This is a genomic window from Pseudomonas sp. Marseille-Q0931, from assembly GCF_940789645.1.
In the GTDB taxonomy this organism is placed as follows: Bacteria; Pseudomonadota; Gammaproteobacteria; order Pseudomonadales; family Pseudomonadaceae; genus Aquipseudomonas.
Genome location: NZ_CALNWT010000007.1, coordinates 40,567 through 55,991, shown reverse-complemented (window position 1 = coordinate 55,991; position 15,425 = coordinate 40,567). Strand labels below are relative to the sequence as shown.

At 58.9% G+C, this 15,425-nt stretch carries 14 protein-coding genes; all 14 read right to left on the bottom strand.

The genetic code is table 11. The features are described from left to right. Positions 1-12: 12 nt before the first annotated feature. Complete coding sequence (locus tag P3C50_RS12850; protein ID WP_169970689.1) at positions 13-1,473, bottom strand: ATP-binding protein; 1,461 nt, start codon at positions 1,471-1,473, stop codon at positions 13-15. Further along, complete coding sequence (locus P3C50_RS12845; RefSeq protein ID WP_169970690.1) at positions 1,470-3,641, bottom strand: Mu transposase C-terminal domain-containing protein; 2,172 nt, start codon at positions 3,639-3,641, stop codon at positions 1,470-1,472. Before P3C50_RS12845 ends, P3C50_RS12850 begins: the two co-directional genes overlap by 4 nt. Continuing rightward, the gene (locus tag P3C50_RS12840; RefSeq protein WP_275546295.1) at positions 3,638-4,492 is read right to left on the bottom strand and encodes a TnsA endonuclease N-terminal domain-containing protein; all 855 of its coding nucleotides are present in this window, start codon (positions 4,490-4,492) and stop codon (positions 3,638-3,640) included. The genes P3C50_RS12845 and P3C50_RS12840 overlap by 4 nt, the downstream gene beginning before the upstream one ends. Positions 4,493-4,775: 283 nt before the next feature. Next, positions 4,776-6,626 carry a glutamine--fructose-6-phosphate transaminase (isomerizing) gene (gene glmS, locus P3C50_RS12835; protein ID WP_275546294.1) on the bottom strand — a complete coding sequence of 617 codons (1,851 nt, stop codon included), beginning with the start codon at positions 6,624-6,626 and terminating at the stop codon, positions 4,776-4,778. Positions 6,627-6,636: 10 nt separating this feature from the next. Beyond that, positions 6,637-7,407, bottom strand: a complete 771-nt coding sequence (locus P3C50_RS12830; RefSeq protein WP_275546293.1) for a DeoR/GlpR family DNA-binding transcription regulator — start codon at positions 7,405-7,407, stop codon at positions 6,637-6,639. Between the two features lie 73 nt (positions 7,408-7,480). Beyond that, positions 7,481-8,092: a LysE family transporter gene (locus tag P3C50_RS12825; protein WP_275546292.1), complete on the bottom strand. Its 612-nt coding sequence runs from the start codon at positions 8,090-8,092 to the stop codon at positions 7,481-7,483. Between the two features lie 76 nt (positions 8,093-8,168). Next, complete coding sequence (gene glmU, locus P3C50_RS12820; protein WP_275546291.1) at positions 8,169-9,527, bottom strand: bifunctional UDP-N-acetylglucosamine diphosphorylase/glucosamine-1-phosphate N-acetyltransferase GlmU; 1,359 nt, start codon at positions 9,525-9,527, stop codon at positions 8,169-8,171. A gap of 126 nt (positions 9,528-9,653) precedes the next feature. After that, positions 9,654-10,088, bottom strand: coding sequence for a F0F1 ATP synthase subunit epsilon (locus P3C50_RS12815; RefSeq protein ID WP_099525064.1), 435 nt, complete (start codon positions 10,086-10,088; stop codon positions 9,654-9,656). Positions 10,089-10,167: 79 nt separating this feature from the next. Further along, positions 10,168-11,544 carry a F0F1 ATP synthase subunit beta gene (gene atpD / locus P3C50_RS12810; protein ID WP_012020331.1) on the bottom strand — a complete coding sequence of 459 codons (1,377 nt, stop codon included), beginning with the start codon at positions 11,542-11,544 and terminating at the stop codon, positions 10,168-10,170. A 30-nt stretch (positions 11,545-11,574) separates the two neighbouring features. Further along, positions 11,575-12,438 carry a F0F1 ATP synthase subunit gamma gene (gene atpG / locus P3C50_RS12805; RefSeq protein ID WP_197858690.1) on the bottom strand — a complete coding sequence of 288 codons (864 nt, stop codon included), beginning with the start codon at positions 12,436-12,438 and terminating at the stop codon, positions 11,575-11,577. 48 nt (positions 12,439-12,486) lie between these two features. Then, positions 12,487-14,031: a F0F1 ATP synthase subunit alpha gene (atpA, locus tag P3C50_RS12800; protein ID WP_197858691.1), complete on the bottom strand. Its 1,545-nt coding sequence runs from the start codon at positions 14,029-14,031 to the stop codon at positions 12,487-12,489. Positions 14,032-14,046: 15 nt separating this feature from the next. After that, entirely contained in the window at positions 14,047-14,583 is a 537-nt protein-coding gene (locus P3C50_RS12795) for a F0F1 ATP synthase subunit delta (RefSeq protein WP_197858692.1), read from the bottom strand. Between the two features lie 12 nt (positions 14,584-14,595). Beyond that, complete coding sequence (locus P3C50_RS12790) at positions 14,596-15,066, bottom strand: F0F1 ATP synthase subunit B (RefSeq protein ID WP_197858693.1); 471 nt, start codon at positions 15,064-15,066, stop codon at positions 14,596-14,598. An 87-nt stretch (positions 15,067-15,153) separates the two neighbouring features. Continuing rightward, positions 15,154-15,393, bottom strand: a complete 240-nt coding sequence (gene atpE, locus P3C50_RS12785; protein ID WP_224490516.1) for a F0F1 ATP synthase subunit C — start codon at positions 15,391-15,393, stop codon at positions 15,154-15,156. Between the last annotated feature and the right edge of the window lie 32 nt (positions 15,394-15,425).

Sequence of the window (15,425 nt, the reverse complement as noted above, 5' to 3'; positions counted from 1 at the left end):
ACGACCCTCGAATCACGCTCGACGGTAGGCCGGAGAAAACTCGAAGATATCCGTGGTAATCCAGCCAGCTGATTTCAGCTCAGCCAAGGTGTCAGGATGCTCACTAAATGCCTTGGCTTGTGAAGCCTCCACAGCAACTGCTGCAGGCGCTGTAATTTTATCTACAACCGTTTCTTGCGCCGTGGCATTTGACCGCGAAGCAGGGGTCACACCCCGAAGCAAAGCAAGACGGTCTGCTCGCCCAAGTCCGTTGAACGCCATCATTTCCATCAGCTGCTCCTCAATGGGAAGCAGATCGTCGAACTTGCGCATGCGACTAGGATCACGACTGCGCAGAGCCGACAGCGCTGGCCTGAGTATCTGCATCTTGGAGTTGCTTACTTTGATGATCGTCTCGGCAGTCAGACACTCGGAGCCACTCTGAATGGCATAGCGCTGGCTAAGTACCAACAACTTAACCAGGAAGTCAGTCACGCCCTGGGTGTGCTCGTACAAGGCATCGAGAATCTCAGGAGTCAGTTCAGCCGTCCGCTTGCACCACTGATAACTCCAAAGGTTCTCAACTAAAAAAAGCCACTCGTCATCCTCCTTCTCGAAGCGCTTGAACTCGATCATTCCTCCACCACAACTGCGCCTGGCGAAGCGCATGACGTCCGAGAACAAGCTAATCATTGAGTTCGTGCCGATGAAAACGACCGGGATACCGATGTTGTTCACCAAGTGAAGAAAGAAATTCAGCATCTTTTCCTTACCCCCGGTTTTGGCCAGGTGCAGGTTCTGCAACTCATCAATCAGCAAGGCACCAATAAAAAACGTGCTGGCTACCTGTTCCATCTGCTGAAGCGCGTCGTTGATGTTTCGGTGCCGGTGGCGCTTGTGATAATCCTGGTCGCCCAGTGCCTGGCCGACCGCGTGGAAGAACTGCTGACAAAATCCAGCCAGCGTGCCATCTCGGGGACAATCGAGCTTGAGCCAGGTGATCTGTGTGTGGACGAATTGCTGGCCCTCATAGCGCTCATGCCGAATCGTCTGTGGGTAAAGACTCAATATGGCATGCAGTGCAGTGGACTTCCCAATACCACTCAGGCCCACAACGCTGAAGGTGTCAGCTGTCGATTTGAAAGCATCGTGATAGCGCTGAGCCCCTGACAAGGAATGCAGGTGCCTGACCGTGGAGGCGCTAGTTGGATTACGACCAACATATCCGCGACGGATCAGCAGAGATAACAATGACTCTAGTTCCAAATGCAGCAGAAACGGCTGCACGACCGTCCTCAAGCGATCAATGCAGTGAATTCGAGTTGCTCCGTCGAGCTCGAGCTCTTCAGGTGTTACCGGCTGGGGAAAATTTGATATCAGCTCTGCAGCAGCCGTTTCATCAAGAATTGGTGGCAGCGCTTCAATCAGAGGGTTTCCCGCGTATTCAGTGATGGCCTGCTTCGTATAGCTCGCAAGAGCTTTAGCACCTCTCATTTGGTCTGCCCCGGTCGAACTCTTTTGAGCAGATCGATAACCTGCGCGGTGCGGGGTCCAGCGTACGAATCTCGGCCAACAGCGGGGCTCTGTGCATCAGGTTGAACGGCGGGTTCCGCACGTACACCGTCAGGTACAGGGGCGTGCTCTCGCTCAAGCAGCCGCTCTTGCGCACGATTCTCGCGTAAGTTCGCCAACGCTTCAGCCTTAGAGCCGGCCACCGGTTCAAGCTTCCGCTCGGCCATTGCATTGCTGACAATTTGATCCACCGTGTCGGCCAATCCCACTCGGCTCTCAAGTTCGGCGCGTTTATGAGTGGGTGGCAACTGCCGGTAGGCCTCTAGCAGATCGTAGATCTCATCCGAGCGATAATTCGCATACTTGGAATCCGACCGTCGCAGGTCGCAACGCAGGAACTCCTTGTTTTCGCCCTTGATCCAGATATGCGCTGCGGAGTTCGGATCAAACCAGCAATCAATCGACGAGACGCCATTGCGACGCGCTTTTGCGAACCAGTTTTCCTTGATAGCCATATCGCAGAAGTAATGCATACCGCGGAACAACACCCCCCCTTTTTGGACGGTGGCTCGTTCCCGAGGCAGCAAGTTGAGATAAATCAGCTCGTCAGGCCGCTTGTTGGCCTGGATCAGGTCATTTTCCGAGGCCCACCTCCATATATCCATCGGGGTGGGTTCAACGCCATCGTTCATCATTGCCTGGGTAAGCCGATCCGGCTGCCGGTGATAGCGGTTGTAGTGGAGAACGCACTCGACGATGATCTGGGTGAACTCCTTCAGAGTCAGCGTCGCGTCGAGTCGATAATCACGTTCTCCGCGTTCCTTCTCTCGCGCTGCTACGCCGCCGGGGAGCCACCTAATACCGGTTAGATCATTCAAGATGCCGAAGCGACTCTCGACCATGGATTTCCAATCTGGCCGATACGGCGGAGCTGTCCCCATATCGATCCCTAGGCCAGCCGCGAGTCCCTCTGCAGCAGCCCCCAGCATTTCACCTCTGTCGGCATAGATTTGATGCGGTAGATGACGACAGTCCCAATCCTCAGGGCTGATATCAACGCCGTTCCGCGCGCAGAACTCCACCTTGGAGGTGAATGCGTTGAACAGTGCCTGTCGAGCTCCGTTCCAGCTAGGCCCCTCCAGACCGACATACAAGCCGACGATCATCCCCGAGAAACTATCGATCACGATGTACACCACGGGACGGCCGATAAGCATTCGTCGCGAGTAGCTGTTGACCAGGTAAATATCAGCAATGGTCGCGTCGATCTCGAATTGATGACAAGGCCCTCTAAGCCAATCGCGGACGGTACCGGACAACGGGCGGCAATCCTTGAGCCACTTCGTCATGCCCTTACGCCCACGATCAGTTTCTATCTCATCAAAAAACTGCTTGCCCCAGTAATCGAACTGATTAAATGTCGGGATCTTAGACTCAGGAAGCAAGCGGACCCGATTTTCGGCGTTTTTAGATAGCTCTTTTTCCGAGTAGAAATTTCTCAACATCTTGTCGTAAGCGCTGCGGATCGTTGATGTTTTGTTTTTGGCGTAAAGCGCGTAAGACACCCGAATACATCGCTTATCGATCTCGCTGAGTAATTTAGCAGGTGAGACTAACACTCCCTGGTACTTAGGTTTCCGCCCTGGCCGCTTATCAGCAGAGTAATTTCGACTTTTAACGCCTACAGCAGAATAATTTTTTAGAAGCGCGTTTCTTACTTGGCCATAAAACCAGTATCTATATAGTAAACGATAGATCGTCTTTCTCTGAACACCTACTTCAGCAGCACGATTTCCTACTAGCCGGCCCATCTCGCCACGAAAGAATATTTGCCCTGGATAGGCCGGATCCAAAAGTGGCGCAATCAACGCCCACTTTTGGTCCCTATCACGCCTAGCGCTCTCGTCGAGGTCTTCTTCCAAAACCAGTAAAAATTCTGGCACTGCCGTAACTACAGGCTTTGTATGGCCCAAGGCCAAAGAAACCTCAAGCTCCTCCAGACCTATAGAATAGGGCTGTCTGGGAGGTTCAGTTAGATCTATAACAAACAGCGTATCGCTCTTCTCATCGAGGTGAAGTGCTCTCGCCATAGTGGAGAGTACTGAAAATTCTGTGACTGGCTCGAAGACATCATTCACTGAAATAGTCATAACGACTTCTCGCTCAGCTTGATCATTTGGCTAAAGGAGACAACATCGAGTTCTGGCAAGGGCGACTTGAGGTGTAACGGCGCACTACTTAAGTCGAGTCTTATAATTTTTCGCCAGATCAAATTAAAGAAAATGTCACGGGCTTCGCTGTACGGTATAGATAACCGGTTGCCAATTCTTCTCAGACTCTCTGAGGTTGACCAAGAGCACGACTTTATAGACTCAAGAATTTCAATAAAATCTGAGTGCAGTGAAACATTCATCAGATCGCGAGGCAATCTTGCGTATTTACGTAGGAGCACAAGATTTAGAATCAAGTCGGGCGTAAACAACTCCTCAGTTACAATGCTCCAATCTATGCCTTGGCTCATCCAGAATCGTCTCTCGACTTCTAATTTTTCCAATGTGCGAGCGCAGTCATCGCCTTGAAGATCTTGCTGATATTTGATCGTCCTAGCAAAAGACTTGAGATCCCCGTTTGGCTGCTTGACGGTCAGCAGGAAGTCAGTGGTCATTACCATAGGAACAGAAGTGGATTTGTATCTTGGATACCGAACACCGATAGCTCTGGCGATCGCCTGGGTGCTTTCCACCGGCAGCAGGGGATACTGCTCGCGGATGTCTACGACGTCCTCTGAAAACTCACAGACTAGAAAGTACGCTCGTTCGAGATCGGAGAAGAGGTGATGAATTCGATCAATCTTAACTCCCTGGATCTTCCAGGAACGCCCCATTGAAGGAACATCCTGAACACGCAACCAAGGCACATAGTCAGCTCCGGCGCCTGCTCCAAAACCATTGGCTATATGCCGTTCGATATCCTGACTTGAAGCAAACCTACGACCTCGCACCCTCCCTCCTCAGCCCGTTCGGACCGATCCCCTCATTTGCTCAAAAAATAGTTCTAGGAAACCAGAGGCCGCCAGGGATCCATCTCGAAAGGTCATTCAGATTACTCCTGATAAAAGTCGAGGTGACGGCCCCTGACAAACGGTTTAACCCAGAAACAAAAAACCCCTGTAGATACAGGGGTTTACGTATTGTGTCAGACTTTAATAGCTTGTGTCAGACTTTATTATTTTGTGTCAATCTTTATTCCGCGCATCCAATAGGGGTGTCAGCGAATAAGCTAGCTCATTCCACCGTTACGCTTTTTGCGAGATTGCGTGGCTGGTCGACGTCGGTGCCCTTGAGCACGGCAACGTAGTAGGACAGCAGCTGCAGCGGCACGGTGTAGAGGATCGGCGCGAGCAGGTCGTGGATATGCGGCATGGCCACCACATGGGTGCCCTCGCCGTTGCTCATGCCGGCCTGTTGGTCAGCGAAGACGATCAGCTCACCGCCACGGGCGCGCACTTCCTGCAGATTGGACTTGAGCTTTTCCAGCAGCTCGTTGTTCGGCGCCACGGTGACCACCGGCATGTCGGCGTCGACCAAGGCCAGCGGGCCGTGCTTGAGCTCACCGGCCGGATAGGCCTCGGCGTGGATGTAGGAGATTTCCTTGAGCTTGAGCGCGCCTTCCATGGCCACCGGATACTGCGCGCCACGGCCGAGGAACAGGCTGTGGTGCTTCTCGGCGAACAGCTCGGAAATCTTCTCCACGGTCTTGTCCATGGCCAGCGCTTCGCCCAAGCGGGTCGGCAGGCGACGCAGTTCTTCCACCAGCTCGGCGGCCAGCGCCTTGTTCAGGTTGCCGTGCACCTGGCCCAAGGCCAGGGTCAGCAGCATCAGGCCGACCAATTGGGTAGTGAAGGCCTTGGTAGAGGCCACGCCGATTTCCGGGCCGGCCTGGGTCAGCAGGCACAGGTCCGACTCGCGCACCAGCGAGCTGGTGCCGACGTTGCAGATCACCAGGCTGGCCAGGTAGCCGCCCTGCCCCGGCGCCTTCTCCTTGGCGTTGCGCAGCGCGGCCAGGGTGTCGGCGGTTTCACCAGACTGCGAAACGCTGACGAACAGGGTATCCGGCTGCACCACCACCTTGCGGTAGCGGAATTCGCTGGCCACTTCGACCTGGCAGGGAATGCCGGCCAGCTCTTCCAGCCAGTAACGGGCAACCATGCCGGCGTGGTAGCTGGTGCCGCAGGCGACGATCTGTACGTTCTTGACCTTGGCGAACAGCTCGGCCGCCTGCGGACCGAAGGCCTGCACCAGCACGTGATCGTTACCCAGGCGGCCTTCCAGGGTGCGCTGCACGACCTTGGGCTGCTCGTGGATCTCCTTGAGCATGAAGTGGCGGTACTCGCCCTTGTCCGCCGCTTCGGCGCCTTCGTGGTACTGCACCGCATCGCGCTGCACCGGCTGGCCGGCGGCGTCCCAGATCTGCACGCTGTCGCGGCGAATCTCGGCGATATCGCCTTCCTCCAGGTACATGAAGCGGTCGGTGACCTGGCGCAGGGCCAGTTGGTCGGAGGCGAGGAAGTTCTCGCCCAGACCCAGACCGATTACCAGCGGGCTGCCACTGCGCGCGGCGAGCAGGCGATCCGGCTGCTTGGCGCTGATCACCGCCAGGCCGTAGGCGCCGTGCAGTTCCGGGATGGCGGCCCTGAGCGCGGCCGAGAGGTCGCCGAACTGCTGCAACTTGTGATCGAGCAGGTGGACGATGGTTTCGGTGTCGGTGTCGGAGGTGAAGACGTAGCCGAGGCCCTTGAGGCGCTCGCGTAGCGCTTCGTGGTTCTCGACGATGCCGTTGTGCACCACGGCCAGCTCCTGGCCGGAGAAGTGTGGGTGAGCGTTACGCTCGCTCGGCGCGCCATGAGTGGCCCAACGGGTGTGGGCGATACCCAGGCGCCCGGCCAGCGGCTCGGCCTGCAGGGCAGCCTGTAGTTCGCTGACCTTGCCGACTCGGCGGCGGCGATCCAGCGCACCCAGTTCGGTCAGCAGCGCCACGCCGGCGCTGTCATAGCCGCGATACTCCAGGCGCTTGAGACCTTCGACCAGGACAGGGGTGATATTGCGCTCGGCGATGGCGCCTACGATTCCACACATGGGGCTCTCCTTAGTTTTCCAGCGGCGCGAGGATCAGTTGGATGCCGCGCGCGCGTATCTGTTCGGCCGCCTGGGCATCCAGGCGCTCGTCGGTGATCAGGGTATGGACGCTGCTCCAGGGCAGTTCCAGATTGGGAATGCGCCGGCCGATCTTGTCGCTCTCGACCATGACGATGACCTCGCGGGCCACCTCGGCCATCACCCGCGACAGGCCGAGCAGTTCGTTGAAGGTGGTGGTGCCACGCTCCAGGTCGATGCCATCGGCGCCAATGAACAGCTGGTCGAAGTCGTAGGAGCGCAGCACCTGCTCGGCCACCTGGCCCTGGAAGGACTCCGAATGCGGGTCCCAGGTGCCGCCGGTCATCAACAGCACCGGCTCGTGCTCAATATCGCGCAGGGCGTTGGCCACGTTGAGTGAGTTGGTCATCACCACCAGTCCGGGCTTGTAGCCAAGCTGCGGAATCATCGCCGCGGTGGTGGTGCCGCTGTCGATGATGATCCGCGCATGTTCGCGGATTCGCGCCACACCGGCGCGGGAGATGGCCTGCTTGTAGGGGGAAATAGGCTGCGTCGGTTCGCCGATCAGTTCCTGCGGCACCGGCACGGCACCGCCGTAGCGACGCAACAGCAAGCCGTTCTTTTCCAGGGCAGCGAGATCCTTGCGGATGGTCACTTCGCTGGTGGCGAAGTGCTGAGCCAGGGCGTCCACACTCACTTCGCCCTGCTCGGCGAGCAAGGCGAGGATGGTGTGGCGACGTTGCGGCGTGTTGCGCTTCGACATGCTTAAGTTTCGATTCGAAAGATAGTGGCGCGAATCAAAACATATGATCGAAAGGCCCGCAAGCGTCCGTCGATCAGTTCAGCGTCAGTTTGACCCCGAAACCGACCAGGCACAGCCCTGCCATTTTCTCCAACCCCCTCGCGATACGTGGGTTGGCGCGCATACGCTCGGCGAGAAAGTGTGTCAGCAGCACGATCAGCAGGCCGTAAAGGAAGGTCAGTACCATGATGGTCACGGCCATGAAACCGAAAGTAATCAGCCCCTGATGGCGCAGCGGGTCGATGAACAGCGGGAAGAAGGCCATGTAGAAGATGATGGCCTTGGGGTTGAAGACGGTGATCACCAGGGTTTGCCACAGGTATTGGCGCGGCCTGATCTCCAGCGTCGGGGCAGCACCGGGTTTGGCCAGGGTCATGCGCAGCCCCAGATAGACCAGATAGGCTGCACCGAGCCATTGCACGACATCGAAGGCTGTCGGATAGGTTTTGAGCAGCGCGGCAACCCCGGCTACCGCCAGCCACAGCAGCACCTGGTCACCGAAGATGATGCCGAAGGTCGAGGCCAGTCCACCGCGAATGCCGCCCTTGCCGGTGGACAGGATCAGCGCCAGGTTACCCGGCCCGGGAATGGCCAGCAGGATGATGAAAGCCACCACGAAGGCCGCATAATCCGTCACACCGAACATTCCAGACATCCTCCTGCACGGTTATCCACACCCTGACGCCCAAGGTTCTGTTCAAAACCTCAGGCGAGCCAGGCGTTCACTTCTTGGTCGGACGCTTCCAGCCTTCGATATTGCGCTGCTTTGCCCGGCCGACTGCCAGCGTGTCCGCCGGCACGTCGCTGGTCACCACCGAACCGGCGCCCGTGGTGGCGCGATCGCCCAGCGTTACCGGTGCCACCAGCGCGCTATTGGAGCCGATGAACACGTCCTCGCCCATGACGGTGCGGAACTTGTTGGCGCCGTCATAGTTGCAGGTGATGGTGCCGGCACCGATGTTGGTGCGGGCGCCGATCTCGGCATCGCCCAGGTAACTCAGGTGTCCGGCCTTGGCGCCTTCGCCCATCACCGCGTTCTTCAGCTCCACGAAGTTGCCCACATGGGCCTTGGCGCCCAGTTTGGTGCCCGGGCGCAGACGCGCGAACGGGCCACAGTCGGCGCCCTCGCCCATCTCGGCGCCGTCCAGGTGGCTGTTGGCCTTGACGATGGCGCCCTTGCGCAGCACCGAGTCCTTGATCACGCAGTTGGGGCCGATCTGCACATCGTCTTCGATCACCACCTTGCCTTCGAGGATCACGTTGATGTCGATGGTCACGTCGCGGCCGACGCTCACCTGACCGCGCACGTCGAAGCGATGCGGGTCGCGCAGGGTGACGCCCTGGGCCATCAGACGGCGAGCCATGCGCTGCTGGTAATGACATTCGAGCTGCGCGAGCTGGATGCGGTCGTTGGCGCCGAGCACTTCCATTTCGTCGCTGGCACGTTCGGTGGCCACGGTCAGGCCGTCGGCAACGGCCATGGCGATCACGTCGGTCAGGTAGTACTCACCCTGGGCGTTGCTGTTGGACAGGCGGCCCAGCCAGTCGGCCAGGCGCTTGCCGGGCACGGCGAGGATGCCGGTATTGCCCTCGCGGATCTGTCGCTGCGCTTCGCTGGCATCCTTGTGCTCGACGATGGCCTGCACCACGCCTTGCTCGTTGCGCACGATACGGCCGTAGCCGGTCGGGTCAGCCAGTTCGACGGTGAGCAGGCCCAGCTGGTTGTCGCTGACCAGGGCCAGCAGACGCTCGAGAGTTGCGGTCTCGATCAGCGGCACATCGCCGTAGAGGATCAGCACGCGCTCGGCACTGAGCTGCGGCAGAGCCTGCGCCACAGCGTGGCCGGTGCCGAGCTGCTCGGCCTGGATGACGAAATTCAGGTCATCGGCGGCCAGGCGCTCGCGCACCTTGTCGGCACCGTGGCCGATCACCACTTGGATGCTGCCGGGCTGCAAGCTGCGTGCGGTGTCGATGACATGCCCCAGCATCGGCTTGTCGGCGACCGGGTGCAGCACCTTGGGCAGCGCTGAACGCATGCGCGTGCCCTGGCCGGCGGCGAGAATGACGATATCCAGACTCATAGAAAGCTCCTTGCTGGGCAGGATGGGTCCGCGGCGAGAAAGAGCCGCGCGAAAAAGAACGCTATTTTGCCAGAAACGCAAAGGGGCGACCTAAGTCGCCCCTTTGCGTGATACCGCGTTACGCGATCAGCGGCTGCGGCCGCCGAACTTCCTGCGCATCTCTTCGATGGTGCGCAGTTGGGCAGCAGCCTCGGCCAGGCGTGCCGAAGCACTGCCGTAGTCGAACTCGGTGCCCTTCTCGCTCAGCGCCTTCTCGGCGGCCTTGCGCGCCTCGATGGCTGCGGCTTCATCCAGGTCGCCGGCACGAACAGCAGTGTCGGCAAGAACCTTCACCATGCTCGGCTGAACTTCCAGGAAGCCACCGGAGATGTAGAACACCTCCTCGGTACCACCCTGCTTGATCACTCGCACCGGACCCGGCTTGAGATCGGTCAGCAGCGGGGTGTGGCCCGGCAGGATACCCAGATCACCGAGGTGACCGTGGGCGATGACCATTTCCACCAGCCCCGAGAACAGCTCTTCTTCCGCACTGACGATATCGCAGTGGACTGACATAGCCATAACAATGCCTCGGTTGAGAGGCCGGATCGGGCAGCAGCCCTATCCGGCCCGGACGCCCCCTTGAGGGCGCACCCGTTACTTACAATTTCTTGGCTTTCTCGATGGCTTCGTCGATGCCGCCTACCATGTAGAACGCTTGTTCCGGCAGGTGGTCGTAGTCGCCTTTGAGAATGCCGCTGAAGCCGGCAATGGTGTCCTTCAGGGACACGTACTTGCCCGGGGCACCGGTGAAGACTTCAGCCACGAAGAACGGCTGGGACAGGAAGCGCTGGATCTTACGAGCGCGCGCTACCAGCAGCTTGTCGTCTTCGGACAGTTCGTCCATACCCAGGATCGCGATGATGTCCTTCAGCTCCTTGTAGCGCTGCAGAACATACTGAACGCCACGAGCGGTCTCGTAGTGCTCCTGGCCGATCACGTTCGGGTCCAGCTGACGGCTGGTGGAGTCCAGCGGGTCAACGGCCGGGTAGATACCCAGGGAAGCGATGTCACGGGACAGTACGACGGTGGCGTCCAAGTGGGCGAAGGTGGTCGCCGGGCTTGGGTCGGTCAGGTCGTCCGCAGGTACGTATACGGCCTGGATCGAAGTAATGGAGCCTTTCTTGGTGGAGGTAATACGCTCCTGCAGAACGCCCATCTCTTCGGCCAGAGTCGGCTGGTAACCTACTGCCGACGGCATACGGCCGAGCAGTGCGGATACTTCGGTACCGGCGAGGGTGTAACGGTAGATGTTGTCGACGAACAGCAGAACGTCACGACCTTCGTCACGGAACTTCTCGGCCATGGTCAGGCCGGTCAGCGCGACGCGCAGACGGTTGCCTGGTGGCTCGTTCATCTGACCGTAGACCAGGGCTACCTTGTCGAGAACGTTGGAGTCCTTCATCTCGTGGTAGAAGTCGTTACCCTCACGAGTACGCTCACCCACACCGGCGAACACGGAATAACCGCTGTGCTCGATGGCGATGTTACGGATCAGCTCCATCATGTTTACGGTCTTGCCCACACCGGCGCCACCGAACAGGCCGACCTTACCGCCCTTGGCGAACGGGCAGACCAGGTCGATTACCTTGATACCGGTTTCCAGCAGGTCGTTGCCGCCGGCTTGCTCGGCGTAGCTCGGCGCAGCGCGGTGGATTTCCCACTGCTCTTCTTCACCGATGGGGCCGGCTTCGTCGATCGGGTTGCCCAGTACGTCCATGATCCGGCCCAGGGTCGCTTTACCGACCGGTACGGAGATGGCCTTACCAGTGCTGTTGACGTCCAGGCCACGCTTGAGGCCTTCGGTCGAACCCATGGCAATGGTACGTACCACGCCGTCGCCCAGCTGCTGCTGGACTTCCAGGGTGGTTTCAGCGCCCTGTACCTTCAGGGCTTCGTATACGTTCGGTACCTGATCGCGCGGGAATTCCACGTCGATAACGGCGCCGATGATTTGAACGATACGTCCGCTACTCATCTTTGGTTCCTCTGAATATTTGAACCGTTCTTAAACCGCGGCAGCGCCGCCGACGATTTCCGAAATTTCCTGGGTGATCGCTGCCTGACGTGCCTTGTTGTAAACCAGCTGCAGGTCCTTGATGAGATCACCGGCGTTGTCGGTTGCGTTCTTCATCGCGATCATCCGCGCAGCCTGTTCGCACGCGCTGTTCTCGACCACGGCCTGATAGACCTGCGATTCAACGTAGCGCACCAGCAGCGAATCCAGCAGTTGCTGGGCGTCCGGCTCGTACACGTAGTCCCACAGACCTTTCTGTACGCCTTGCTCTTCGCTCGCGGCCAGCGGCAGCAACTGCTGCACTTCCGGCTTCTGCACCATGGTGTTCACGAACTTGTTCGAGACCAGGTAGAGACGGTCGATACGGCCTTCGGCGTAGGCATCCAGCACGACCTTGACGCTACCGATCAGGTCGTTGATGGACGGCTCTTCACCCAGCTTGCTAATGGCGGCAACCACGTTGCCCCCGTTGCTGCGGAAGAAGCTCGCGCCCTTGCTGCCCACCACGCAGAAATCGGCGTCGACCTTCTGGTCACGCCAACCCTTCAGGCTTTTCAACAGCGCCTTGAACAGGTTGATGTTCAAACCACCGCACAGGCCACGATCCGAGGTCACCACGATATAACCGACGCGCTGTACTTCACGCTCCACCATGAACGAGTGGCGGTATTCCGGGTTCGCCTTGGCCAGGTGACCGATCACCTGACGAATACGCTCGGCGTAGGGGCGACCGGCAGCCATGCGCTGTTGAGCCTTGCGCATTTTGCTGACCGCCACTTTTTCCATGGCGCTGGTGATCTTTTGCGTGCTTTTGATGCTCGCAATCTTGCTGCGAATCTCTTTTGCGCCTGCCATTTCACACCTTTTGGTTCAAGCAGGCGGGGGCCGAAGCCCCCGCTGCGGTTACCAGGTTTGGGTGGCCTTGAACTTCTCGATACCGGCTTTCAGGCCAGCGTCGATCTCGTCGTTGAAGTCACCCTTCTCGTTGATCTTCGCCATCAGGTCGGCGTGATCACGCTTGAAGAAGGCGATCAGGGCCTGCTCGAAGCTGATGACCTTGGCGACTTCGATGTCCTGCAGGAAGCCACGCTCGGCTGCGTACAGGGACACCGACATTTCGGCAATGGACATCGGCGCATACTGCTTCTGCTTCATCAGCTCGGTTACGCGCTGACCATGCTCGAGCTGCTTGCGGGTGGCTTCGTCCAGGTCAGAAGCGAACTGGGCGAATGCCGCCAGTTCACGGTACTGAGCCAGAGCGGTACGGATACCACCGGAGAGCTTCTTGATGATCTTGGTCTGAGCCGCGCCACCTACGCGGGATACCGAGATACCGGCGTTGACGGCCGGACGGATACCCGAGTTGAACATGGCCGATTCCAGGAAGATCTGACCGTCGGTGATCGAAATCACGTTGGTCGGAACGAACGCGGAAACGTCACCAGCCTGGGTTTCGATGATCGGCAGAGCGGTCAGCGAGCCAGTCTTGCCGGTTACGGCGCCATTGGTGAACTTCTCGACGTACTCTTCGGAAACGCGGGAAGCGCGCTCCAGCAGACGGCTGTGGAGATAGAACACGTCGCCCGGATAGGCTTCACGGCCTGGCGGACGGCGCAGCAGCAGGGAGATCTGACGGTAGGCAACGGCCTGCTTGGACAGGTCGTCGTACACGATCAGGGCGTCTTCACCGCGGTCACGGAAGTATTCACCCATGGTGCAGCCGGCGTACGGAGCCAGGAACTGCAGTGCAGCGGACTCGGAAGCCGAAGCTGCTACCACGATGGTGTTGGCCAGGGCGCCAGCTTCTTCCAGCTTGCGTACCACGTTGGCGATGGTCGATTGCTTCTGACCGATGGCAACGTAGACGCAGCGGATGCCGCTGTCTTTCTGGTTGATGATGGCGTCGACGGCCAGAGCAGTCTTACCGATCTGACGGTCACCGATGATCAGCTCGCGCTGGCCACGGCCGACCGGGATCATGGCATCGACCGACTTGTAACCGGTCTGCACCGGCTGGTCGACCGACTTACGCCAGATCACGCCCGGAGCCACTTTTTCGACAGCGTCGGTAGCGGCGGCGTTGATCGGGCCTTTGCCATCGATCGGGTTACCCAGTGCGTCGACGACGCGACCCAGCAGTTCCGGACCAACCGGGACTTCCAGGATGCGGCCGGTGCACTTGGCGCTCATGCCTTCAGCGAGGGTCAGATAGCTACCCAGTACCACGGCACCCACGGAGTCCTGCTCCAGGTTCAGGGCCATGCCGTACACGCCACCAGGGAATTCGATCATCTCGCCGTACATCACGTCGGCGAGGCCGTAAATGCGCACGATACCGTCGGAAACGCTGACGATGGTGCCTTCATTACGGGCTTGAGCGGATACATCAAGCGACTCAATGCGCTGCTTGATGATTTCGCTAATTTCGGAAGGATTCAATTGCTGCATGCCAGTTCCCTCAAATCAGGATTTCAACGCTTCGGCCAGCTTGTTCAGCTTGCCGCGGACCGAACCGTCGATGACCAGGTCACCTGCACGAATGACAACGCCGCCGATCAGGGCGGGATTGACCACGGGCTTGGGCTGGACGGTGCGATCGAGCCGCTTGGAAAGGGCGGCAGCCAGAGTTTGCAATTGCTCGGTATTGAGCTCGAAAGCCGACTCGACCTCGACATCGAGGGCGCGTTCGGCTTCAGCCTTCAGCACGGCGAACTGTTCGCGTACTACCGGCAGCAGCGACAGTCGGTCGTTGCTACCCAGCGAGCGCAGGAAGTTGCTGAACGAAGCGTCGATGTGACCGGCACAGATCTGCGCCAGCACATTGACTTTCTGCTCATCGGTCAACGCCGGGTTGACCAACTGCTGGGCCATGGCCGGCGTTTGCACCGCAGCCGCGGTCAGCGACAGCATGTTCAGCCAGGCATCGGCCTGCTGTGCAGCACTGGCAAACTCAAACGCGGCTTTCGCGTAGGGCCGAGCGAGCGTGTTGGTATTGATCATCGCGAGCCTCGCTTAGAGTTGAGAGGCCAGTTTTGCGACCAGATCGTTGTGCGCAGTGCCGTCCACGGAGGACTGCAGGATCTGCTCGGCGCCGGTGACAGCCAGAGCTGCTACCTGCGAACGCAGTTGATCCTTGGCACGGTTCACTTCCAGATCGATTTCGGCTTTGGCGCCAGCGATCAGCTTTTCACCTTCAGAGCGGGCCTGGGCCTTGGCTTCTTCGACGATTGCGTTGGCGGTCTTGTTCGCCCGATCGAGAATCTCGGCAGCTTGCTCTTTGGTCTCACGAAGCATCTGGGCCGCGCGTTCCTGGGCCAACTGCAGATCGCGCTCGGCGCGCCCGGCAGCATCCAGACCTTCTGCGATTTTCTTCTGGCGTTCCTGCATGGCCTGCGTCAGCGGCGGCCATACGAACTTCATGCAGAACCAGACGAAAATAGCGAAGGCAATCGTTTGACCGAACAGGGTCAGGTTAATGTTCACAGCGATTTACCTCGTGCTATCTCGTGTTCCGGGAAGAAAAGCCTGATAGAGGCAGCACGCGTCATGCTGCCTCGAACTCAGGAACTCTTAACCCGCGACAACGAAGATCAGGTACATCGCGATACCAACGCCGATCATCGGAACGGCGTCGAGCAGACCGGCCATCAGGAAGGTCTTGGTTTGCAGCTGCGGGCCCAGCTCAGGCTGGCGAGCGGTGGATTCCAGCAGCTTGCCGCCCAGCAGGGCGAAGCCGATACCGGTACCCAGGGCACCCAGACCGATCATGATGGCAGCGGCGATGTAGACGAGTTCCATAGTTAGCTCCAGAGTTTTTAGAGGTTAAGGTTACGAGTTAGGGG

Bases quoted from the DNA above. Each gene is read 5' to 3' on its own strand.
- P3C50_RS12850 (WP_169970689.1), bottom strand. From the start codon at position 1,473: ATGAGAGGTGCTAAAGCTCTTGCGAGCTATACGAAGCAGGCCATCACT.
- P3C50_RS12845 (WP_169970690.1), bottom strand. From the start codon at position 3,641: ATGACTATTTCAGTGAATGATGTCTTCGAGCCAGTCACAGAATTTTCA.
- glmS (WP_275546294.1), bottom strand. From the start codon at position 6,626: ATGTGTGGAATCGTAGGCGCCATCGCCGAGCGCAATATCACCCCTGTC.
- P3C50_RS12830 (WP_275546293.1), bottom strand. From the start codon at position 7,407: ATGTCGAAGCGCAACACGCCGCAACGTCGCCACACCATCCTCGCCTTG.
- P3C50_RS12825 (WP_275546292.1), bottom strand. From the start codon at position 8,092: ATGTTCGGTGTGACGGATTATGCGGCCTTCGTGGTGGCTTTCATCATC.
- glmU (WP_275546291.1), bottom strand. From the start codon at position 9,527: ATGAGTCTGGATATCGTCATTCTCGCCGCCGGCCAGGGCACGCGCATG.
- P3C50_RS12815 (WP_099525064.1), bottom strand. From the start codon at position 10,088: ATGGCTATGTCAGTCCACTGCGATATCGTCAGTGCGGAAGAAGAGCTG.
- atpD (WP_012020331.1), bottom strand. From the start codon at position 11,544: ATGAGTAGCGGACGTATCGTTCAAATCATCGGCGCCGTTATCGACGTG.
- atpG (WP_197858690.1), bottom strand. From the start codon at position 12,438: ATGGCAGGCGCAAAAGAGATTCGCAGCAAGATTGCGAGCATCAAAAGC.
- atpA (WP_197858691.1), bottom strand. From the start codon at position 14,031: ATGCAGCAATTGAATCCTTCCGAAATTAGCGAAATCATCAAGCAGCGC.
- P3C50_RS12795 (WP_197858692.1), bottom strand. From the start codon at position 14,583: ATGATCAATACCAACACGCTCGCTCGGCCCTACGCGAAAGCCGCGTTT.